Source organism: Paracoccus mangrovi (assembly GCF_042648425.1).
Classification (GTDB): domain Bacteria; phylum Pseudomonadota; class Alphaproteobacteria; order Rhodobacterales; family Rhodobacteraceae; genus Paracoccus; species Paracoccus mangrovi.
The window spans coordinates 48291-67884 of sequence record NZ_JBHRXJ010000013.1 but is presented as its reverse complement, the minus strand read 5'-3'; the positions used below and the strand labels follow the sequence as shown (position 1 = coordinate 67884).

The 19594-nt window shown below is 66.4% G+C and carries 20 protein-coding genes; 15 read left to right on the top strand and 5 right to left on the bottom strand.

Translation table 11 applies throughout. The features are described from left to right. Window positions 1-22: 22 nt before the first annotated feature. The 3 genes from ACFOMH_RS15920 to ACFOMH_RS15910 all read right to left on the bottom strand — a co-directional run bounded on the left by ACFOMH_RS15920 (window position 23) and on the right by ACFOMH_RS15910 (window position 3029). A complete protein-coding gene (locus ACFOMH_RS15920) occupies window positions 23-805 on the bottom strand; it encodes an ATP-binding cassette domain-containing protein (RefSeq protein WP_374425572.1) in 783 nt (260 codons plus the stop codon). Then, a complete protein-coding gene (locus ACFOMH_RS15915; protein WP_374425573.1) occupies window positions 802-1875 on the bottom strand; it encodes an ABC transporter permease in 1074 nt (357 codons plus the stop codon). The genes ACFOMH_RS15920 and ACFOMH_RS15915 overlap by 4 nt, the downstream gene beginning before the upstream one ends. Window positions 1876-2009: 134 nt before the next feature. Then, window positions 2010-3029 carry a sugar ABC transporter substrate-binding protein gene (locus ACFOMH_RS15910; protein WP_374425574.1) on the bottom strand — a complete coding sequence of 340 codons (1020 nt, stop codon included), beginning with the start codon at window positions 3027-3029 and terminating at the stop codon, window positions 2010-2012. Window positions 3030-3155: 126 nt separating this feature from the next. On the opposite strand from ACFOMH_RS15910, the gene ACFOMH_RS15905 reads away from it, so the two are divergent. Genes ACFOMH_RS15905 through ACFOMH_RS15895 form a run of 3 tightly spaced genes read left to right on the top strand, consistent with a single transcriptional unit; the run spans window position 3156 to window position 5628 of the window. Next, complete coding sequence (locus ACFOMH_RS15905) at window positions 3156-4355, top strand: ROK family transcriptional regulator (RefSeq protein WP_377745701.1); 1200 nt, start codon at window positions 3156-3158, stop codon at window positions 4353-4355. Between the two features lie 14 nt (window positions 4356-4369). Beyond that, on the top strand, window positions 4370-5284 hold the full coding sequence (locus ACFOMH_RS15900) for a DnaJ C-terminal domain-containing protein (protein WP_374425576.1): 915 nt from the start codon (window positions 4370-4372) through the stop codon (window positions 5282-5284). Further along, window positions 5281-5628, top strand: a complete 348-nt coding sequence (locus ACFOMH_RS15895) for a hypothetical protein (protein ID WP_374425577.1) — start codon at window positions 5281-5283, stop codon at window positions 5626-5628. Before ACFOMH_RS15900 ends, ACFOMH_RS15895 begins: the two co-directional genes overlap by 4 nt. Before the next feature lie 144 nt (window positions 5629-5772). Here the strand turns inward: ACFOMH_RS15895 and ruvX are convergent, their stop codons facing one another. Both ruvX and ccmI read right to left on the bottom strand, forming a co-directional pair. Next, window positions 5773-6240 (bottom strand): Holliday junction resolvase RuvX, encoded by a 468-nt coding sequence (gene ruvX, locus ACFOMH_RS15890; protein WP_377745698.1) that lies wholly within the window; start codon window positions 6238-6240, stop codon window positions 5773-5775. Further along, the gene (ccmI, locus tag ACFOMH_RS15885) at window positions 6237-7469 is read right to left on the bottom strand and encodes a c-type cytochrome biogenesis protein CcmI (RefSeq protein ID WP_377745697.1); all 1233 of its coding nucleotides are present in this window, start codon (window positions 7467-7469) and stop codon (window positions 6237-6239) included. Before ccmI ends, ruvX begins: the two co-directional genes overlap by 4 nt. A gap of 224 nt (window positions 7470-7693) precedes the next feature. Here ccmI and ACFOMH_RS15880 point away from each other — a divergent pair, with 224 nt between their 5' ends. From ACFOMH_RS15880 to der, 12 genes are all read left to right on the top strand, one after another. Next, on the top strand, window positions 7694-8968 hold the full coding sequence (locus tag ACFOMH_RS15880; RefSeq protein ID WP_377745695.1) for a sarcosine oxidase subunit beta family protein: 1275 nt from the start codon (window positions 7694-7696) through the stop codon (window positions 8966-8968). A 169-nt stretch (window positions 8969-9137) separates the two neighbouring features. After that, entirely contained in the window at window positions 9138-9392 is a 255-nt protein-coding gene (locus tag ACFOMH_RS15875; RefSeq protein ID WP_374425581.1) for a hypothetical protein, read from the top strand. A 96-nt stretch (window positions 9393-9488) separates the two neighbouring features. Then, on the top strand, window positions 9489-9821 hold the full coding sequence (locus ACFOMH_RS15870; protein WP_377745693.1) for a TfoX/Sxy family protein: 333 nt from the start codon (window positions 9489-9491) through the stop codon (window positions 9819-9821). Window positions 9822-9824: 3 nt separating this feature from the next. Beyond that, window positions 9825-10187: a sarcosine oxidase subunit delta gene (locus tag ACFOMH_RS15865; protein ID WP_377745691.1), complete on the top strand. Its 363-nt coding sequence runs from the start codon at window positions 9825-9827 to the stop codon at window positions 10185-10187. After that, the gene (locus ACFOMH_RS15860) at window positions 10184-13114 is read left to right on the top strand and encodes a sarcosine oxidase subunit alpha family protein (RefSeq protein ID WP_377745689.1); all 2931 of its coding nucleotides are present in this window, start codon (window positions 10184-10186) and stop codon (window positions 13112-13114) included. Before ACFOMH_RS15865 ends, ACFOMH_RS15860 begins: the two co-directional genes overlap by 4 nt. Further along, window positions 13107-13625 carry a sarcosine oxidase subunit gamma gene (locus ACFOMH_RS15855; protein ID WP_374425585.1) on the top strand — a complete coding sequence of 173 codons (519 nt, stop codon included), beginning with the start codon at window positions 13107-13109 and terminating at the stop codon, window positions 13623-13625. The genes ACFOMH_RS15860 and ACFOMH_RS15855 overlap by 8 nt, the downstream gene beginning before the upstream one ends. A 60-nt stretch (window positions 13626-13685) precedes the next feature. Then, the gene (locus ACFOMH_RS15850) at window positions 13686-14153 is read left to right on the top strand and encodes a hypothetical protein (protein ID WP_377745687.1); all 468 of its coding nucleotides are present in this window, start codon (window positions 13686-13688) and stop codon (window positions 14151-14153) included. 115 nt (window positions 14154-14268) lie between these two features. Further along, window positions 14269-14868 carry a superoxide dismutase gene (locus ACFOMH_RS15845; RefSeq protein WP_374425587.1) on the top strand — a complete coding sequence of 200 codons (600 nt, stop codon included), beginning with the start codon at window positions 14269-14271 and terminating at the stop codon, window positions 14866-14868. 185 nt (window positions 14869-15053) lie between these two features. Beyond that, window positions 15054-15959 (top strand): EamA family transporter RarD, encoded by a 906-nt coding sequence (gene rarD / locus ACFOMH_RS15840; protein WP_374425588.1) that lies wholly within the window; start codon window positions 15054-15056, stop codon window positions 15957-15959. Window positions 15960-15999: 40 nt separating this feature from the next. Beyond that, window positions 16000-16695 (top strand): tetratricopeptide repeat protein, encoded by a 696-nt coding sequence (locus tag ACFOMH_RS15835; RefSeq protein WP_374425589.1) that lies wholly within the window; start codon window positions 16000-16002, stop codon window positions 16693-16695. A gap of 85 nt (window positions 16696-16780) precedes the next feature. Next, window positions 16781-18103 (top strand): PQQ-like beta-propeller repeat protein, encoded by a 1323-nt coding sequence (locus ACFOMH_RS15830; protein ID WP_377745684.1) that lies wholly within the window; start codon window positions 16781-16783, stop codon window positions 18101-18103. Beyond that, on the top strand, window positions 18100-19575 hold the full coding sequence (der, locus tag ACFOMH_RS15825; RefSeq protein WP_374425591.1) for a ribosome biogenesis GTPase Der: 1476 nt from the start codon (window positions 18100-18102) through the stop codon (window positions 19573-19575). The genes ACFOMH_RS15830 and der overlap by 4 nt, the downstream gene beginning before the upstream one ends. The last annotated feature ends 19 nt before the right edge of the window (window positions 19576-19594 follow it).

Sequence of the window (19594 nt, the reverse complement as noted above, 5' to 3'; positions counted from 1 at the left end):
GGCAGAGCCCCCATCCCGATCCTCAGGCGGCGACCTCGGCCGCTTCGGGCACCTTGGCCCCGGTCATGAAGGCGACGGCATCGGACATGGAATAATCCTGCGGCCGGATCACGCAAAGCCGGCTGCCCAGACGGTGGATGTGGATGCGGTCGGCCACTTCAAAGACATGCGGCATGTTGTGGCTGATCAGGATGATCGGGATCCCCCGTGCCCGCACATCGCGGATCAGTTCCAGCACGCGGCGGCTTTCCTTGACCCCCAGCGCCGCCGTCGGCTCGTCCAGGATCACCACTTTGGATCCGAAGGCCGCGGCCCGCGCCACCGCGACCCCCTGACGCTGCCCGCCCGACAGGGTCTCGACCGCCTGGTTGATGTTCTGGATCGTCATCAACCCCAGCTCGGACAGCTTTTCACGGGCGAACTTCTCCATCGCCGGGCGGTCCAGCTGGCGGAACCACTTGCCCATGATGCCGGGTTTGCGCAGCTCGCGGCCCATGAACATATTGTCGGCAATCGACAGCGCCGGCGACATGGCCAGCGTCTGATAGACGCATTCGATGCCCTCGCCGCGCGCCTCCAGCGGGCTGGAAAACTGCACCCGGCGCCCCTCCAGCGTGATCTCGCCCTCATCGGGCTGAACCGCGCCCGACAGCGCCTTGATCAGGCTGGACTTGCCGGCGCCATTGTCGCCGATCACCGCAAGGATCTCGCCCGGCATAAGGTCGAAATCGCAATTGTTCAGCGCGGTCACCTTGCCATAGCGCTTGTAGAGGCCGCGCGCCTTCAAAAGAGGTTCCTGGCTCATGCCGATGCCTTTCTGATCCATTGGTCCACCGCCACGGCAAGGATGATCAGCACGCCGATCAGGAAAAAGGTCCATTGCGGGTCGGTGCCGACCATTTTCAGCCCCATTTCAAAGACGCCGACAATCAGCGCCCCAAAGAACATGCCGACGATGCTGCCGCGCCCGCCAAAGAGCGAGATCCCCCCGATCACCACGGCGGTGATCGACTGGATATTGCCCAGCTGTCCCGTCGAGGCCGAGGGCGAGACCGAGCCGAAGCGCCCGATCATCACCCAGCCGGCGATGGCACAAAGCAGGCCGGCCAGCGCATAGACCTGGGTCAGCAGGCGCTTGGTCTGCACGCCCGAAAGTTCGGCCGCATCCGGGTCGTCGCCCACCGCATAGACATGCCGTCCCCAGGCGGTATGGCGCAGCACATAGGCCAGGATCGCCACCAGCGCGATCAACAAGAACACCGCGTAAAGCACCTTGACCCCGCCCGGCTGAATCGCGTGGCCCCAGAATTGCAGCGCCGGCGCGACCTCGGAAATCTCGGACGAGCGGATGGTTTCATTGGCGGAAAAGATATAGTTCGCCGACAGGATGATCTGCCATGTGCCCAGCGTGACGATAAAGGGCGGCAGCTTGACATAGGCGACCAGCACCCCGTTCAGCAGCCCCATCAGCGTCCCCAGCCCCAATCCCAGCAGGATCGAGATCGGCGCCGGCACCCCGTATCGAAAGGTGATCTGTCCCATCAGCACCGAAGAAAACACCGCGATGGCCCCGACCGACAGGTCGATCCCCGCCGTCAGCACCACCAGCGACTGCGCACAGCCCAGAATGCCGACGATGGCGATCTGTTGCAGGATGGTCGAAAGCGTCACCGCCTTGAAGAAATTCGGCGATGCCCAGCCAAAGATGATGATCGCCGCGACCAGCACGATCATCGGCACCGCCGAGGGCGTGACATGCAGCCAATGCTGCAGCCGGCCAAGCGCGGTCTTCTTTTCCTGAAATTCGGCCACCTTTTCCGAGGCGCCGGTCAGGCCCTCCTCATAGCTGGTGGCCGCCTTGCTATCGGATGACATCCGGGGGTTCCTCCTCGTTTGTGGCGCGCGGGCGCGTCTGCCGGCGCCGGTGTCTTTACGGGGACGGGACGGGGGCGGGCCGGCCGCCCCCGGTGGCGCGCGGGATCAGACGCCCCGCGCGGGCTGGCCGGGGATTAACCCCAGCAGAGTTCGGCGCCCTTGGCCGAATCGATCGACTGAACGCCCTCGACCGGCTTGTCGGTGACAAGCGCCACACCGGTATCGACGAAATCCTTGCCCTCGGTCGGCACGGGCTTGGTGCCATCCTTGGCAAAGGCCGCAATGGCCTCGATGCCCCGCGACGCCATGTCCAGCGGATATTGCTGCGAGGTGGCGCCGATCACGCCGTCCTTGACATTGGCGACGCCCGGGCAGCCGCCATCGACCGACACGATCAGCACGTCCTTTTCGCGGCCCACCGCCTTGAGCGCCTCATAGGCGCCGGCGGCCGAGGGTTCGTTGATCGTATAGACCATGTTGATGTCGGGATCCTTGGCCAGCAGGGTTTCCATTGCCTTCAGCCCGCCCTCTTCATTGCCCGAGGTGACCTCGTGGCCGATGATGCGCGGATCGGTCTCGTCGCCCCATTTCGCCGGATCGCCCAGATCGATGCCAAATCCTTGCAGGAAGCCCTGATCGCGCAGCACATCGACCGAGGGCTGCGAAATGCCCAGATCCAGCATCGCGATCTTGGCTGAGGCGGCGCCTTCGCCCATCGTTGCCTTGGCCCATTGGCCGATCAGCTCGCCGGCCTTGAAATTGTCTGTGGCAAAGGTGGCATCGGCCGCATCGATCGGATCCAGCGGCGTGTCCAGCGCGATGACCAGCAGCCCGGCCTCGCGCGCGGCGGCCAGCGAATCGACGATGGCCTTGGTGTCGGATGCGGTGATCAGGATACCCTTGGCGCCATCGGCGATGCAGGATTCGACCGCCGCGACCTGGCCTTCATGGTCGCCGTCGATCCGGCCGGCATAGGCTTTCAGCTCGACCCCCAGTTCCTTGGCCTTGGCCTCGGCGCCCTCCTTCATCTTGACGAAGAACGGGTTGGTGTCGGTCTTGGTGATCAGGCAGGCGCTGTCGGCCTGGGCCATGCCGGCAACCAGGGTCAGGGCGGTCCCTGCCAGTGCCGTGCGCAGCAAAGTGAACTTGGTCATGGTTTCCTCCTCAAGGGCGGCGTTCGCCGTCGTCCCGTTCCAAAAGGCTGCACAACGAAAGGGGGCTTGTCAATAAATCAATTTAGTTGATTTATTATCGGAAGGGCACAAAAGGCATAAAGCATCATGACCGGCATCATCTCATCATCTTCGGCATGGACGCCCCAGGGCGGGCGCAGCCAGAACGAGCGGCTGATCCTTTGGCTGATTCGCCGCCAGGGGCCGATGCCGCGCGCCGCGCTTGCACAGGCCACGGGCCTCTCGGCGCAGGCGATCAGCAATATCACCCGCGACCTGATCGCCGAGGGGCTTCTGGATGCGGGCGGCGCCCGCAAGCGCGGCAAGGTCGGCCAGCCGCTCAGGCCGCTGGCGCTGGCGCCGGACGGGGCGCTGTTTCTGGGACTGAAGGTGGGGCGGCGGCTGGTCGAACTGGTGCTGGTCGATTTTCTTGGCCAGATTCGCCAGTTTCGCAGCCAGACCTATGCCTTTCCGGCCCCCGATGAGATTCGCGATTTCGCCCGCGATGCGATTGCCGGGATGCTGGCGGAATTGACCCCGGCCCTGCGCGCGCGCCTGTCCGGCATGGGCATTGCGATGCCCTTTTATCTTTGGGACTGGGGTCGCGAAATGGCGCTCTGGCGGGGCCGCGACCTGCGGCTGGAACTGGCCGAGGCGCTGGATATTCCGGTCTGGCTGGAAAACGACGCCACCTGCGCCTGTGGCGCCGAGATGATGTTCGGCACGGCCGAGCTGCCCGGCGATTTCCTGTATTTCTATATCGCGCATTTCGCCGGCGGTGGGGTGGTGCTGGACGGGCGTCTGCGTCTGGGGCCGTCGCGCAACGCGGGGGCGATGGGATCGTACCCGGTGCCGGGCGGGCGGCAGGTGCTGGATGTGGCCTCGGTTTCGGTGCTTGAGACGATGCTGGGACAGGTGCTGCCCTTGCAGGATCGGGCCTGGGATCTGCCGCCGGCGGTGCAATGGGAATGGCTGGACAAATCCGCCGCCGTATTGTCCCATGCGGCCTTGGGGGCGGTTGCGGCTCTGGACTTGCCGTTGGTGGTGATCGACGGCGCGATGCCGCAGGACCTGCGCGACGCATTGGTCGCGGTGACCGCGGATCGCCTGGCCGGGCTGCGCCATCACGGGCTGACCCTGCCCGAATTGCGCGCCGGGACGCTGGGCCGTCAGGCCCGCGTGCTGGGTGCCGCCGCGCTGCCGCTGGGCGAGGGGTTCCTGCCCGGCGCGGCCATATCGGTCCCCCGCGTGAACAGGGGCGGGCAGGAAGCCCGCGAAACGCCCGTATTGTCGCGCGGCGTGAACTGAAAGGAAGACCGGCGATGGCCGATGACCCGTACAAAGCGTTGGGGGTGGCCAAGACGGCCAGCCAGGACGATATCAAGAAAGCCTATCGCAAGATCGCCAAGACCGATCACCCGGATCTGAATCCCGATCCGGCGGCCCATGAACGGTTCAAGGCCGCCTCATCGGCCTATGACCTGCTCAAGGATCCCGATCAGCGCGCCCGCTTTGATCGCGGCGAAATCGACGCCCAGGGTCAGGAACGGCCCCAGCGCCACTATTATCGCGAATATGCCGAGGCGGGCGACAACCCCTATCGTCAGGAACAGGGCTTCGACGATCTGTCGGGCGTGTTCTCGGATCTGTTCGGCCAGCGCGCGGGCGCAGGCGGCGGGCGGCGCGGGGGGGCGCGCAGCTTTGACATGCGCGGCCCGGACCAACGCTTCACGCTGGAAATCGACTTCATGACCGCGGCGCGCGGTGGCTCGACCCGGATCACCATGCCCGATGGCGGCGAACTCAGCGTCAAGATCCCCGAAGGCGCGCATGACGGTCAGGTCATCCGGCTGCGCGGCAAGGGCGGTGCGGGCTATGGCGATGGCGAGGCGGGGGATGCGCTGCTGACCCTGATCGTAGCCGAGGATCCCGAATGGCGCCGTGATGGCGACGATCTGGAAATCAGCCTGCCCATCACCATCGACACCGCCGTGCTGGGCGGCAAGGTCGAAACCCCGACCATCGACGGCCCGGTCATGCTGACCATTCCGAAAGGCGCCAGCTCGGGTCAGAAGCTGCGCCTGAAAGGCCGTGGCATCAAGGGCGCGGCGGGTGTGCGCGGCGATCAGCATGTCGTTCTGAAAATCGTCATGCCGCCGAAAATCGATGATGATCTGTCAAATTTTATGGAACAATGGCGCCAGACTCACGCCTATGATCCAAGGAGGGGCAAATGACACAGCGGCATTATACCCTGACCGAAACCCTTTCGGTTATCGAGGACCTCGATCGTGCTCAGCTGGACCGCTATATCCGGGCCGGCGTCGTGGTGCCGGTGCAATCCGAGACCGGCCCGCTGTTTCGCGAACTGGATCTTGCGCGGCTGCATCTGGTCGTCGATCTGACCGAAGGCTACCACCTCGACGAAGAGGCGCTGGGCCTGGTGATGTCGCTGGTCGATCAGCTGCACGGGCTGCGCGGTGACATGCGCGCCATGCTGGATGCCGTCGCCCGCGAACCGACCGAAACGCGCATGCGTCTCAAGGCGGCCATCCGCGAGGTGCGCGTGATCGTGCGCTGATGGCCGATCCCGATGGGGGCTTTGCCCCCGCGCGTTCCGCGCTCCCCCAGGATATTTAGGCATGAAAGAGGGGGGCGGTCGTTCCCCTCTTTCATGTCCAAATATCCCGGGGTCCGGGGCAGAGCCCCGGGACGGATGCGCCACTCAGCCGATATGGCGCAGCCGGTCCAGCGCGCCTTGCAGGATATAGCCCGCCGCCACCTGATCGATGACCTCGGCGCGGCGTTTGCGCGAAGTGTCGCCTTCCAGGAGCGCGCGTTCGGCCGCGACCGTGGACAGGCGTTCGTCCCAGAAGCTGATCGGCAGCGGCGTCAGCCGTTCCAGATTGCGGGCGAATGCGCGCGTGGACTGGGCGCGCGGGCCTTCGCTTCCGTCCATATTGCGGGGCAGGCCCAGGATCAGCCCGACCAGCGCCCGGTCTTCGGCGATCTTGAGCAGGGCCTGCGCATCGGCTGTGAATTTGCTGCGCCGGATCGTGGTCAGCGGCGAGGCCACGCCGCGCAACCCGTCGCTGACCGCGACGCCCAGCGTCTTGGTGCCGAGATCAAGACCGGCGATCGCGCCGGCGCGGGGCAGGGCGGCGGAAAATTCCTCGATGGTGGCGCAGATCATTTCAGGCCCGCCTGCTCTGCGGCCGTCTCGATCACTTTCAGGGCCTCGGCGTCGCTGCTGAAGCGGGCGCGCGCCTCGGTCAGGATGTCCTGTGCGTGATCTGCCTGGCCGATGACGGGCAGCGCGCCGATCAGCCGCGCCCATTCCTGTGGCGTCCCGCCCTGGCTGGACAGGCGATCTTCGAGCCCTTTCACCATGCCCTGGATCATCTGCTGGCGTTCCTCGGGCGTCATGTTTTCGGCGGCGGCCATGGCACCGGCGTCGGGGCCGCGCATGGCCGTTGCGTCGCCGCCTCCGCCTGTTTCGGGTGGGGTATAATCGGGGCGGCCCGCGAACCATGCCAGATCCCCGATCGAGGCGCGGATCGGCATCATCCAGGGGGCATCCGCCGGCCCTTCGGCCAGAAGCTGTGCCCAGATCGGGAAGGCCAGATCGGGCCGGCCGCTCTGGATGTCCAGCAGTCCGGTCATGAAGCGGGCCTGGGGATTGTGCGGATCGCGTTCCAGCGTGCGGGTGATGGCGGTTTCCGCATCCGAGGTGATCAGACCGCCTGCGGCCTCGACCGTCAGCGCGGCAAGGCGTGACCAGTCCGTGGCGCTGGCCGCATCCCCGCGCAGGGCGACCAGCCGCGCCTGCGCGTCCTTGGCGGCGACGGTATTGCCCAGACGGGATTCGTGTTCGGCCAGAAGCTCAAGCCCGCGCGGATCTTCGGGATTGGCCTTGACGGCCTCGCGCAGGCGCTCGATCAGGGCGGCATATTCGGCATCGGGTTCGGCGGGCTGTCTTTTGGGGGCGCTGGCCTCGGCCTCGGCCTGACTGGGGCGCTTGTCATAGATCGCGCGCGCCTCGGCGATGCGGCGGGCAATGGGTTCATCGGGGCGTTCGGGGGCGCCCAGTTGCAGGTAAAGCGCGATGCTGCCCGCCAGCAGGACCAGAAGCACACCGACCGCGACCACGGCGCGCGGCGCGCGCCGGGCCGCCGTTTCGCGTTCCAGCGCGCGGTCGGCATTCAGCACCTTGCGGCCGATTTCGATGCGCAGCCGTTCGGCGTCGGCCGGCTCGATCACACCGCGTTCCAGATCGCGCTCGACCTCGCGCAGCTGGTCGCGATAGATGCGCAGATCGAAGGCGGCGGCGGGTTCGGCCGCAAGGCCGCGCGCCCGCATGAGCGGTGCCACGATGGCAATGGCGACGACAGCCACCAATGCGGCACAGATGATCCAGAACATCGCATTCCCCAATTGCTTCCGCCGCTAGATAGCGGGTTTGGCGCCGCAGAAAAAGCCAAAGCACTGCGACAAATGCGCGGCCATGCCGCGCCTGCGCGCGCGAGGCACGCGGGAGATATGCGCCCGACCCTGTCGCGATTCGACAATCGCGCCGTCGCAAGCCGGCTTGCCCGCGGCCCGCGCTGGCCCCACTCTGGTCGCGACGAGTCGCAAGAGGTTCCGCCATGTCCGCCCCCAAACCCAGCGCCAGCACCGGCCGTTATTCCGTCTTTGCCATCGCGCGCGAGGCGATGCGCCTGCATACCGGCTGGAAACGCGCATGGACCAGCCCCACGCCTAAGAAGAAGTATCAGGTGATCATCGTGGGCGCCGGCGGGCACGGCCTGGCGACGGCCTATTACCTTGGCCGGAACTTTGGCATCACCGATGTCGCGGTGATCGAAAAGGGCTGGCTGGGCGGCGGCAATACCGGCCGCAACACCACCATCATCCGCAGCAACTATTTGCAGGATCCTTCGGCCGCGATCTATGACAAGGCGCTGAAACTTTACGAAAACCTGTCGCAGGATCTGAACTATAACGTGATGTTCAGCCCGCGCGGCCTGTTGATGCTGGCGCAGACCGAACATGAGGTGCGCGGCTACAAGCGGACCGTCTATGCCAACCAGTTGCAGGGCGTGGCGACCGAATGGATCAGCCCCAAGCGCATCAAGGACATTCTGCCCATCATCAATATCGAGGGGCCGCGCTATCCCGTTCTGGGCGGGCTTTATCAGGAACGCGGCGGCACCGCGCGCCATGACGCCGTGGCATGGGGCTATGCGCGGGCGTGCAGCGCCATGGGCATGGACATCATCCAGAACTGCGAGGTGAACGGCATCGAGACCGCGAATGGCCAGGTCGTCGCGGTCAATACCGGCAAGGGCCGGATCGAATGCGACAAGCTGGCGCTGGTGGTTGCGGGCCACAGCTCGGTTCTGGCGGAAATGGCGGGGTTCCGGCTTCCCATCGAATCGCTGGCGCTTCAGGCGCTGGTCAGCGAGCCGATCAAGCCCTGCTGCGATCTGGTCATCATGGCCAACACCGTCCACGGCTATCTGTCGCAATCCGACAAGGGCGAGATGGTGATCGGCGGCGGCACCGACGGCTTCAACAACTATACCCAGCGCGGCAGCTGGCACCATGTCGAGGAAACCGTCCGCGCCCTGATCGAGACATTCCCGATGCTCTCGCGGCTCAAGATGCTGCGGCAATGGGGGGGGATCGTCGACATGACCGGCGACCGCTCGCCCATCCTGTCGACGACCCCGGTCGGAAACATTTTCGTGAACTGCGGCTGGGGCACGGGCGGGTTCAAGGCCATTCCCGGTTCGGGCTGGGCGATGGCCGATCTGATCGCGCGCGGCCAGCCGGGGCCTTTGGCCGCAGAATTCGGCCTGAACCGCTTTGCCGAGGGGCGTTTCATCGACGAAAGCGTCGCCGCGGGGGTGGCGCATTGATGCGCGCAGCGGCGCACAGGCCGGGCAGGAACTTGCCTGATGCCGGCCATTCTGGGCCGGAATTCGCCCATATCGCGATGGTGGCGAAAACATTCGTGCAACCGCTGGGAAACTCTTTCGCCTCCTGCGCATTGTGGGGGCATGTCACCATGACCAAGGAGTTTTCTTCATGGCCGAACAGAACAAGAGCAATCTCTGGCTCATCATCGGCGCTGTCGTCGTCGTGCTTGCCGTCGTCTACTGGTTCATGTCCTCGGGGACTGCGCCGGATCAGGCTGCCCCGGTCGAGCCGCCGGCTGCAACCGCGCCCGCAACCGCACCTGCCGCTGAGCCGGCCGCCGATCCGACCGCTGGCGCGGTCAGCGTCGAGCCTGCGGCCCCTGCCGAGCCTGCTCCGGCCGAACCCGCCGCGCCGGCCAACTAAGGCGCAAGCCTTTCCGGCATCTGCCGGTTTCTTCTCTACAGAGGGCTGGGGGACGTTCTGTCCCTCGGTTCCTGTATGTCTGGCGGGGTGGGCGCGATGACGCGCGATCCCGGTCAGGAACAGGCGATGCGCGACGATCTGGGCGATCTGCCCGGCCTGTCGGAAATGCCGATGTTCGGCGGCCTGTGCTTTCTTGCCCATGGCAACATGATCTGCGCCGCCCGTCAGGGGCGCGGCATGTATCGGGTGGGCAAATCCCGCAATGACGATGCGCTGGCCATGTCCGGCACCACCCCCATGATTCATGGCGGGCGCGCCATGCCCGGCTATGTCTGGTTGCACGACCCCCAGCTTTTCGATGATGCCACGCGCGCCCGCCTGACCGGCCGGGCGCTTGACTGCGTGGCCGACCTGCCGCCGAAGGAGTAAGAGATGCTGACCCTGACCTGTCCCTATTGCGGCATCGCCGCCGAGGAAACCGAACTGGCCCCGGGCGGCGAGGCGCATCTGAAACGCTATGGCCCCGGCTCGACGGATGCCGAATTCGAGGCCTATCTTTTTGCGCGCAAGAACCCCAAGGGCGTGCATTTCGAACGCTGGCGCCATGCCTATGGCTGCGGCAAGTGGTTTCTGGCCGCGCGTGACACCGCGACCTTGCAGGTTTTCGCCACCTATCGCGCGCAGAACCCCCACCCCCCCGCCGAGGTCGTCGCCGCCATCCGGGCCGCGCGTCCCGATTGGCGCCCCGACTGGACCGACACGACCGCCACCCCCGACGAAAGCCCGAAAGCATGACCCAGACCGGACCTTTCCGCCTGCCCTCGGGCGGCCGCCTGATCGACCGCGCCTATCAGCTGCCGTTCCGCTTTGACGGCCGCCAGCTGCGCGGCGTGACGGGGGATACGCTGGCCTCGGCGCTTCTGGCCAATGGCCAGATGCTGATGGGGCGCAGCTTCAAATATCACCGCCCGCGCGGCCCCATCGCCAGCGGCGCCGAGGAACCGAACGCCCTGCTGGGTCTTGGTCAGGGCGGCCGGTTCGAGCCGAACCAGCGCGCCACCACCACGCCCCTGATCGGCGGCATGGTCGCGGGCAGCCAGAATTGCTGGCCCAGCCTGACGGCGGATGTGGGCGCGGTGAACAGCTGGCTTTACCGCTTCTTTCCGGCGGGGTTCTATTACAAGACCTTCATGTACCCGCGCGGCTTCTGGAAACATGTGTTCGAGCCGGTGATCCGCCGCTCGGCCGGGCTGGGCAAGGCCCCGACCGAGGCCGACCCGGACCGCTATGAACAGGCCTATGCCCATGTCGATCTGGTCGTGGCGGGCGGCGGCATCGCCGGGCTGACGGCCGCGCTCGATGCGGCGCAGAGCGGGAAATCCGTCTGGGTGCTGGAACAAAGCCCGCATTTCGGCGGCCGCACCCCCACCGATCACGCTGATGGACAGGCCCGCGTCGATGCGCTGGTCGCGCAGTTGCGGGCGCTGCCCAATGTGAACCTGCGCCGCAACACCATGGCGACCGGGCTTTACGACCATGGCTATCTGCTGGCGCGCGAGGCGCTGGCCGATCACGACCCCAATGCCGGCATTCCGCGTCAGCGTCTGTGGCGGATCCGGGCGGGGCATGTGGTGGTGGCTTCGGGCGCGCTGGAACGGCCGTTGAGTTTTGCCGGCAATGACGTGCCGGGGGTGATGCTGGCCTCCGCCGTGCGCGACTATATCGGCGATTACGGGGTGGCGCCGGGCCGCCGCATCGTGGTGGTGGCGAATAATGACGATGCCTATCGCACGGCGCTGGCGGCGCTGGATGCCGGGCTTGCGGTGCCGGTGATCGTCGATGCCCGCGCCGTCGCCGATGGCGCGCTGCCACAGGCGGCGCGCGCGCGCGGCATCCGCGTGCTGACCGATGCCGCCATCGCCGGCGTCAAGGGCGGGCAGGCGGTCGAGGGCGTCAAGCTTTGCGCCCATTCCGGTTCCGGCGTGGTGACCGAGGAAATCGCCGCCGATTGCGTCGCCATGTCCGGCGGCTGGTCCCCGGTCGTGCATCTGTGGAGCCATTGCGGCGGCAAGCTGAACTGGAACGATGCCCAGACCATGTTCGCCCCCGACCCGAACCGGCCGCCGACCGGCGCTGATGGCCGGGCGATGGCGTCCTGTGTCGGCGCGGCCGCGGGCGATCTGCTTTTGGCAGATGCGACGGGGGCTGCGGCGGAATCGGCGATCATGCCGGTCTGGGTCATGCCGGCCCATGCCACCCGCAAGATGAAGTTCAAGATGTTTCTGGACTTTCAGAACGACGTGAAGGTCTCGGATGTCGAGCTTGCCGCGCAAGAGGGGTATCAAAGCGTCGAACATACCAAGCGCTATACCACGCTTGGCATGGCAACCGATCAGGGCAAGGTCAGCAATATCAACGGTCTGGCGGTGCTCTCGGGGGCGTTGAACCAGCCGATTCCGGCGACCGGCACGACCACCTTCCGCCCGCCCTATACGCCGCTGACCCTCGGCACCATCGCCGCCGAGGCGCGCGGCGATCTGTTCCAGCCGCTGCGCAAGACGCCGATCCATGCCTGGCATCAGGCGCGCGGCGCCTATTGGGAACCGGTCGGCCACTGGCGCCGCGCCTATTGCTATCCCGGCGCGGGCGAAAGCCATGCCGATGCGGTGGCGCGCGAAATCCTTGCGGTGCGGGCCTCGGTCGGCACGCTTGACGCCTCGACGCTGGGCAAGATCATCGTCAAGGGGCCGGATGCGGGGAAATTCCTCGACATGATCTATACCGGCATGATGTCGACGCTGCCGGTCGGCAAATGCCGTTACGGGCTGATCTGCAACGAAAACGGCTTTCTGATCGACGATGGCGTGGCCGCGCGCCTGTCGGACGACACCTGGCTGGTGCACACCACCACCGGCGGCGCCGACCGCATGCACGGCCATTTCGAGGACTGGCTGCAATGCGAATGGTGGGACTGGAAGGTCTATACCGCCAATGTGACCGAAGAATGGGCACAGATCGCCGTGGTCGGCCCCAAGGCCCGCGAGGTGCTGGAACGGCTGGGCGGAATGGATCTTTCCCCCGAGGCGCTGCCCTTCATGGGCTGGGCCGAGGGCGAAATCGCCGGCATCCCGGCCCGCGTCTATCGCATCAGCTTTTCGGGCGAATTGTCGTTCGAGGTGGCGGTCCCGGCGGGCCGCGGGCTGGAGCTTTGGGAAAAGCTGCATGAGGTCGGCGCGGACCTGAACATCACCCCCTATGGCACCGAGGCCATGCATATCATGCGCGCCGAAAAGGGCTTCATCATGATCGGCGACGAAACCGATGGCACGGTGATCCCGCAGGATCTGGGCATGGGCTGGGCGATTTCCAAGAAAAAGCCCGACTATATCGGCAAGCGCGCCCAGGAACGCAGCCACATGACCGATCCCGACCGCTGGAAACTGGTCGGGCTGGAAAGCATCGATGGCCGCATGCTGCCCGATGGCGTCTATGCGGTGGCCGATGGCGTCAACGGCAATCGCCAACGCAATGTGCAGGGGCGCGTGACCTCGACCTATATCTCGCCGACGCTGGGCCGGCCCATCGCCATGGGCCTGGTGAAACACGGCCCCGACCGCATGGGCGAGGTGCTGGAATTCCCCGTCGAGGGTCAGGAAAGCTATAAGGCGCGGATCGTCGATCCGGTCTTTTACGACAAGGAAGGGAGCCGGGCGAATGGCTGAGGCGCTGGCAAGGATTACACAGGTGGACGATCTGGGCATGATCCAGATCCGCGCCGATCTGGCCCGCGCGGGCGACGCCATCGCGGGCGCCGCCGGGCTGGCGATCCCCGACGAGGGGCGGGTGACCTCGGACGGCACCCGCCGGCTTGGCTGGATGTCGCCCGACGAGCTGTTGCTGGTGCTGCCGCGCGCCGAGCTTGCCGATGCGCTGGCCGCGCTGACCGACGCGCTGTCGACCGAACATGCGCTGGTCCTGGACGTAAGCGATATGCGCGCCGTGTTCCGCATTCAGGGCGCGCGGGCGGTGCAGGTCCTGATGAAGCTTTGTCCCACCGATCTGGCCGGCATGCCCGAGGACGGGCTGCGCCGCACCCGCGCCGCGCAGGCCGCCTGCGGCATCTGGCGCGAACCGGGCGGCTATGTGCTGATCGGCTTTCGCTCGGTCGGGGATTACCTGCGCGGCCTGCTCGAAGGGGCGGCGGTGCCCGGCTCACAGCTCGATCCGCGCTAGCGGGTCTTGCCTTGGCGCCCGCCCGGGTTATGTGAGGGGCATGAGCCAGCGAAAGATGCCATGCGCCCAAGCCCGATCCTTGCCCTGATCCTTGCCTTGACGCCGCTTGCCCTGGGCGCGGCCTTGCCTGCGGATGCACAGACCCGGCCGCGCCCGGCGGGCGAGCGCCCGGTGGTGATGATGTGCCAGATGATCGACGAATCCGGCACCGGCTGGGTGCCCGATTTCCTGATGTTCACGCGTCAGGTCGCCGGCCCCCGCACCGGCCGGATCGAGGTCTTTGACGCCGTGCTGCAAAACCTCGTCGGCCGCCCGATTCAGGCCCAGATCGTGGCCGATGACCGCAACAGCCGCAGCTATGGCTGGGCTTTGGCGGGGGTACGCAACGCGGCCGGCCAACGCACCGCGCGGCTCGAGTATCGCCTGACCGTGCAAAAATCCGATGGCCGCGCCCGGATCACCGCCACCGCCCAAGGGTATGACAACACCATGACCGGCACCGGCATCTGCGGCTCGCCCGGGCAATAGTCCCGCATCCCGGAACCCCCGTCCGCCGGCCTGCGTTGAGCCGCCGACAAGGGCTTTCCCCCGCGCGGGTTCCATGCCAGAACACAATCCGAAATTCATGGAAAGGAAATCGAAAATGGCCTTCACGCTTCCCGACCTCCCCTATGCGCATGACGCGCTGGCTGCCGGCGGCATGTCGAAAGAGACGCTGGAATACCATCACGACATCCACCACAAGGCCTATGTCGACAACCTCAACAAGCTGATCGCCGGCACCGAATGGGAAGGCAAATCGCTCGAGGATATCGTGACCGGCACCTTCAAGGATGGCGCGGTCGCCCAGAACGGCATCTTCAACAATGCCAGCCAGCACTGGAACCACAGCCAGTTCTGGGAAATGATGGGCCCCAATCCCGGCGCCATCCCCGCCGCGCTGGAAAGCGCGCTGACCGCCGCCTTCGGCTCGGTCGACAAGTTCAAGGAAGAATTCGCCGCCGCCGGCGCCGGTCAGTTCGGTTCGGGCTGGGCCTGGCTCGTCAAGGACAAGGACGGCAGCCTGAAAATCACCAAGACGGAAAACGGCGTGAACCCGCTCTGCTATGGCCAGACCGCGCTTCTGGGCTGCGACGTGTGGGAACACAGCTATTACATCGACTTCCGCAACAAACGTCCGGCCTATCTGACCAACTTCCTCGACAAGCTGGTGAACTGGGACAACGTGGCCTCGCGCCTCTGACCCGGCGACGCGCCGAACTCTATAACGCAAGGGCCCGCCACCGCGCGGGCCCTTGCCCGTTCCGGCCCCTCTCTTTCATGCCCAAATATCCCGGGGGAGCCGCGCTTTCGCGCGGCGGGGGCAGCGCCCCCTCTTGCCCTTCGCCCCGATCCGCCCCATCCCTTGCCAGACAAAGGGGACGCGGCATGAGCGAATGGACCAAGGGCTTCTGGGCGATGATCGCGGTCTGTACGACCTGGGGATTGTCGCCGATCTTCTATCATGCGCTTGGCGGCGTCCCGGTGCTTGAGGTGCTGGCGCATCGCACGCTCTGGTCGCTGGTGCTGTTTCTCGTCATCCTTGGCTTTCAACGCCGCCTCGGCGAATTGTGGCGGGCGATCACTGGCCCCTGGGCGGGACGGATCGCGCTGGCGGCATTGATGATCTCGGCCAATTGGGGGGTGTTCATCTGGGCGGTGCAGGCCGGCCATGTCGTGCAAAGCTCGCTGGGCTATTACATCTATCCGCTGATCGCGGTGCTGCTGGGCGTGGTGATCTTTCGCGAAAGGCTTGGCGGCGTGCAGGCGCTGGCGGTGCTGATGGCGCTGACGGCGGTCGTGACCCTGACCTGGGGGCTGGGGGTCGCCCCCTGGATCAGCCTGTCGCTGGCCACCACCATGGGGCTTTACGGCGTCATCAAGAAATCGCTGCCGCTGGGTCCGACGCTCTCGGTCGCGGCCGAGGTGGCGCTGCTGGCGCCGCTGGCGCTGATCTGGCTGCTCCTGCAAGGCGCGGGGATCCTGCCCGATGCCCCGCCGCTGGCCTTCGGCAGCAATGCGGGGATCACCTTTCTTTTGGTCTTTTCGGGGGTGATCACGGCGATCCCGCTGGTTCTGTTCAGCTATGCGGCGCGGCGGGTCGAAATGACCACGATGGGGCTGATGTTCTATCTGAACCCGACGCTGCAATTTCTCTGTGCCGTGGTCGTCTTCGGCGAGCCGGTGACGCGCTGGCACATGATCGCCTTTGCGATGATCTGGGCGGCCATCGCGATCTATACGGCGGCCAGCATCCGGCAGGCCCGGCGCGGCGCGCCATTGGCAAACGGGTAAAACCCCGTATAGAACAGCGCGAAAGACATCCGGGGGCGACATGGCCAATCAGAACGACAGCTTTATCGACGAGGTCACCGAGGATCTGCGCCGCGACAGGCTGTTCACCCTTTTCCGCCGCTATGGCTGGATCGCGATCCTTTTGGTGCTGGGCCTTGTCGGCGGCACGGTCTGGACCGAATACAGCAAGAGCCGCGCCCAGCAACAGGCGCAGAACTGGGGCGACGCGGTTCTGGCCGCGCAAAAGGACGGCGATCCCGTTGCCGCGCTGGGGGCTGTCGATTCGATGGATAATGCCGGCCGCAAGGCGCTTTCCGAAATGCTGGCCGCCGGGGCCGAGGCCGATGCCGGCCAGACCCAGCAGGCCGCCGAACGGCTCAAGGCCGCGGCGGCGGGCGTGACGGATGACCCGGTGCTGCATGATCTGGCCATGCTAAAGGCGGTGATGGTCGCCGGCCCCGCGATGGATGCGGCCGAACGCGATCAGATCCTGTCGGCGCTGTCCAAGCCCGGCGCACCTTATGAATTGCTGGCGCTGGAACAAAAGGCGGTGGCGCTGATCGGTGCCGGCCGCAATGAGGACGCGATCACCCTGATCGGCCAGATCCAGCAAAAGGACGGGCTTTCCGAACCCTTGCGCCGGCGCCTTTCCGAGATGATGATCACGCTTGGCGCCGAGGCCGAGCCGAACCAGGGCCCCGGCCCGCAATCCATGCCGGCCCCGCCGGTAAACTAATCCATACCGGCCCCGCCGGTGAACTGATCCGCCGGCCCCGCCGCGCATTGTTGGAGAAAGCCGCGCACAGATGGAGAAAGTTGCGATGACGAGGTTGTCCCTGATCGCCGCCATGGCCGGCCTGACCGCCCTGATGGCCTGTCAGCAGCGCGAGGTCGTGCTTGAGGGCGAGCGGCTGGATGCGCGCGCGGTGCTGTCGCCCGATGGTCCGGCAATCGAGGGCGCGGCCGCGCCCACCACCGCCGCGCTCAGCCTGCCGGGGGTGCGCGGCAATGCCGATTGGCCGCAGCGCGCGGGAAGCGCGGCGCATGTCTCGGGCAATATGGCCATTGGCGCCGGCACCTCGCGGGTCTTTGCCGCGAATATCGGCGCGGCCTCGGACCGGCGTCACCGCATCACCGCCGATCCCATCGTGGCGGCGGGGATGGTGTTCGCCATGGACAGCGGCGCCACCGTCACCGGCACCACCACCGGCGGCGGCCGGGTCTGGAGCGTGGATCTGCGGCCTGCGACGGAAACCGGCGCCAGCGCCTCGGGCGGGGGCCTGGCATTCGAGGATAACCGCGTTTTCGCCACCACTGGCTATGGCGAGCTGGTGGCGCTGGACGCGCGCACCGGCGGCATCGCATGGCGGCAGCGGGTCGAGGCCGCGATCGGCGGCGCGCCGACCGTGGCCAATGGCGTGGTCTATGTGATCGGGCGCGATTCGACCGCCTGGGCGGTGCGCGCCAATGACGGCAAGGTGCTGTGGCGCGCTTTCGGGACCGAAGGTCTGGCCGGGGTCATGGGCGTCGCCGCGCCGGCGGTTTCGGGGAATACGGTGGTCTTTCCCTATAGCTCGGGCCAGCTGCTCGGGGTCGAGCGCGAGACCGGCGCACAGATCTGGTCGGCCGATGTGGCCGGGTCGCGTGTCGGGCGCGCCATCGCGCTGTTTCGCGACGTGACCGGCGATCCGGTCATCGTCGGCGATACCGTTTATGCCGGCACCAGTTCGGGCCGCACCGCGGCCTTCGATCTGGCCACCGGCGCGCAGAAATGGTCCGCCCGCGACGGCGCATCCAGCCCGGTGCTGGTCGCCGGCAATTCGGTTTTCATGGTCAATGATCAGGCCCAGCTGGTCCGGCTGGACGCCAGCAACGGCGCCCGCGTCTGGGCGCAGAAGCTGCCCTATTTCACCAAGCAGGTGGTGCGCAAGCAAAGCAAGGTCTGGAACCATTACGGGCCGGTTCTTGCGGGGGGCAAGCTTTATGTCGCGTCGTCCGATGGTTATCTGCGGGTCTTCGATCCGGCCTCGGGGGCGCTGATCGGCACCGCCGAAATCCCCGGCGGCGCGGCTGCCGCCCCGGCCGTGGCCGGCCAGACCCTTTACGTCGTCAGCCATGACGGCCAGTTGATCGCCTTCAGATGAGCTTTACCCTTGCCATTGTCGGACGGCCGAATGTCGGCAAGTCCACCCTGTTCAACCGCCTTGTCGGCAAGCGGCTGGCGCTGGTCGACGATCAGCCCGGCGTCACCCGCGACCTGCGCGAGGGGCAGGGGCGGCTGGGCGATCTGCGCTTTATCGTCGTGGACAGCGCCGGTCTGGAAATGGCCGACGACGACAGCCTGCAAGGCCGGATGCGTCGCCTGACCGAACGCGCGGTCGACGAGGCGGATGTCTGTCTTTTCGTCATCGACGCCCGCGTGGGCGTGACGGCGGCGGACGAATATTTTGCCGATATCCTGCGCAAGCGCGCGCGCCACGTCATCCTTGCCGCCAACAAGGCCGAGGGCCGCGCCGGCGAGACCGGCGCGCTCGAGGCCTATGCGCTGGGTCTTGGCGAGCCGCTGCGCATCTCGGCCGAGCATGGCGAGGGCATGGACGATCTTTATCGCGCCCTGTTGCCTCTGGCCGAGGAATTCGAGGCCGCGAATGTCCAGCAGGCCCCCGAAACCGATGTCGCCGTCGAGGATGGCGAAGATGACGAGGACGAGGAAAGCTGGCGCCCCAGTGCCGAAAAACCCTTGCAGATCGCCGTCATCGGCCGCCCGAATGCCGGCAAGTCGACCCTGATCAACAAGATCCTGGGCGAGGACCGGCTTTTGACCGGACCCGAGGCCGGCATCACCCGCGATTCGATCAGCGTCGCCACCGATTTCATGGGCACCCCGGTGCGCATTTTCGACACCGCCGGCATGCGCAAAAAGGCGCGGGTGACGGATAAGGTCGAAAAGCTGTCGGTCGCGGACGGGCTGCGCGCCGTGCGTTTCGCCGAGGTGGTGGTGGTGCTTCTGGATGTGGGCGTGCCCTTTGAACAGCAGGACCTGCGCATCGCCGATTTCGCCGAGACCGAGGGCCGCGCCGTGGTCGTCGCCGCGAACAAATGGGACCTCGAAGAGGACAAGCCCGAAAAGCTGAAAGAGCTGCGCGAATCGTTCGAGCGCCTGCTGCCGCAGCTGAAGGGCGCGCCCCTGGTCACCGTTTCGGCCCGGACGGGCAAGGGGCTGGACCGGCTGCACAACGCCATCCTGAAAGCGCATGAGGTCTGGAACCGCCGGGTGCCGACCGCGCGGCTGAACCAATGGCTTTCGGTGATGACCGAGGCGCATCCGCCACCCGCGCCCGGCGGTCGCCGCATCCGGCTGCGCTATATGACCCAGGTGAAGACCCGGCCGCCGGCTTTCGTGGTCATGGCGACCCATACCGACAAGCTGCCCGACAGCTATGCGCGCTATCTCGTGAACGGGCTCAGGGTCGATTTCGACATGCCCGGCACGCCGATCCGGCTGACTTTCCGCGATCAGGGGACCAAGAACCCCTATCGGCACAAGGCCGACAAGATCAATCAGTCGGGCGCGCTCAGCAAGCACAAGAACCGGCAAAAGCCCAAGGGCGCCTGAGGCCCGGGCTTTTCCCGAT

What these genes read in the sequence shown, in the direction of transcription:
- ACFOMH_RS15875 (WP_374425581.1), top strand. Translation starts at nt 9,138, where the DNA reads ATGGCCGAACAGAACAAGAGCAATCTCTGGCTCATCATCGGCGCTGTC.
- ACFOMH_RS15850 (WP_377745687.1), top strand. Translation starts at nt 13,686, where the DNA reads ATGCGCCCAAGCCCGATCCTTGCCCTGATCCTTGCCTTGACGCCGCTT.
- ACFOMH_RS15860 (WP_377745689.1), top strand. Translation starts at nt 10,184, where the DNA reads ATGACCCAGACCGGACCTTTCCGCCTGCCCTCGGGCGGCCGCCTGATC.
- ACFOMH_RS15915 (WP_374425573.1), bottom strand. Translation starts at nt 1,875, where the DNA reads ATGTCATCCGATAGCAAGGCGGCCACCAGCTATGAGGAGGGCCTGACC.
- ACFOMH_RS15845 (WP_374425587.1), top strand. Translation starts at nt 14,269, where the DNA reads ATGGCCTTCACGCTTCCCGACCTCCCCTATGCGCATGACGCGCTGGCT.
- rarD (WP_374425588.1), top strand. Translation starts at nt 15,054, where the DNA reads ATGAGCGAATGGACCAAGGGCTTCTGGGCGATGATCGCGGTCTGTACG.
- ccmI (WP_377745697.1), bottom strand. Translation starts at nt 7,469, where the DNA reads ATGTTCTGGATCATCTGTGCCGCATTGGTGGCTGTCGTCGCCATTGCC.
- ACFOMH_RS15900 (WP_374425576.1), top strand. Translation starts at nt 4,370, where the DNA reads ATGGCCGATGACCCGTACAAAGCGTTGGGGGTGGCCAAGACGGCCAGC.
- ACFOMH_RS15920 (WP_374425572.1), bottom strand. Translation starts at nt 805, where the DNA reads ATGAGCCAGGAACCTCTTTTGAAGGCGCGCGGCCTCTACAAGCGCTAT.
- ACFOMH_RS15880 (WP_377745695.1), top strand. Translation starts at nt 7,694, where the DNA reads ATGTCCGCCCCCAAACCCAGCGCCAGCACCGGCCGTTATTCCGTCTTT.
- ACFOMH_RS15865 (WP_377745691.1), top strand. Translation starts at nt 9,825, where the DNA reads ATGCTGACCCTGACCTGTCCCTATTGCGGCATCGCCGCCGAGGAAACC.
- der (WP_374425591.1), top strand. Translation starts at nt 18,100, where the DNA reads ATGAGCTTTACCCTTGCCATTGTCGGACGGCCGAATGTCGGCAAGTCC.
- ACFOMH_RS15835 (WP_374425589.1), top strand. Translation starts at nt 16,000, where the DNA reads ATGGCCAATCAGAACGACAGCTTTATCGACGAGGTCACCGAGGATCTG.
- ACFOMH_RS15905 (WP_377745701.1), top strand. Translation starts at nt 3,156, where the DNA reads ATGACCGGCATCATCTCATCATCTTCGGCATGGACGCCCCAGGGCGGG.
- ACFOMH_RS15910 (WP_374425574.1), bottom strand. Translation starts at nt 3,029, where the DNA reads ATGACCAAGTTCACTTTGCTGCGCACGGCACTGGCAGGGACCGCCCTG.
- ACFOMH_RS15830 (WP_377745684.1), top strand. Translation starts at nt 16,781, where the DNA reads ATGACGAGGTTGTCCCTGATCGCCGCCATGGCCGGCCTGACCGCCCTG.
- ACFOMH_RS15855 (WP_374425585.1), top strand. Translation starts at nt 13,107, where the DNA reads ATGGCTGAGGCGCTGGCAAGGATTACACAGGTGGACGATCTGGGCATG.
- ruvX (WP_377745698.1), bottom strand. Translation starts at nt 6,240, where the DNA reads ATGATCTGCGCCACCATCGAGGAATTTTCCGCCGCCCTGCCCCGCGCC.
- ACFOMH_RS15870 (WP_377745693.1), top strand. Translation starts at nt 9,489, where the DNA reads ATGACGCGCGATCCCGGTCAGGAACAGGCGATGCGCGACGATCTGGGC.
- ACFOMH_RS15895 (WP_374425577.1), top strand. Translation starts at nt 5,281, where the DNA reads ATGACACAGCGGCATTATACCCTGACCGAAACCCTTTCGGTTATCGAG.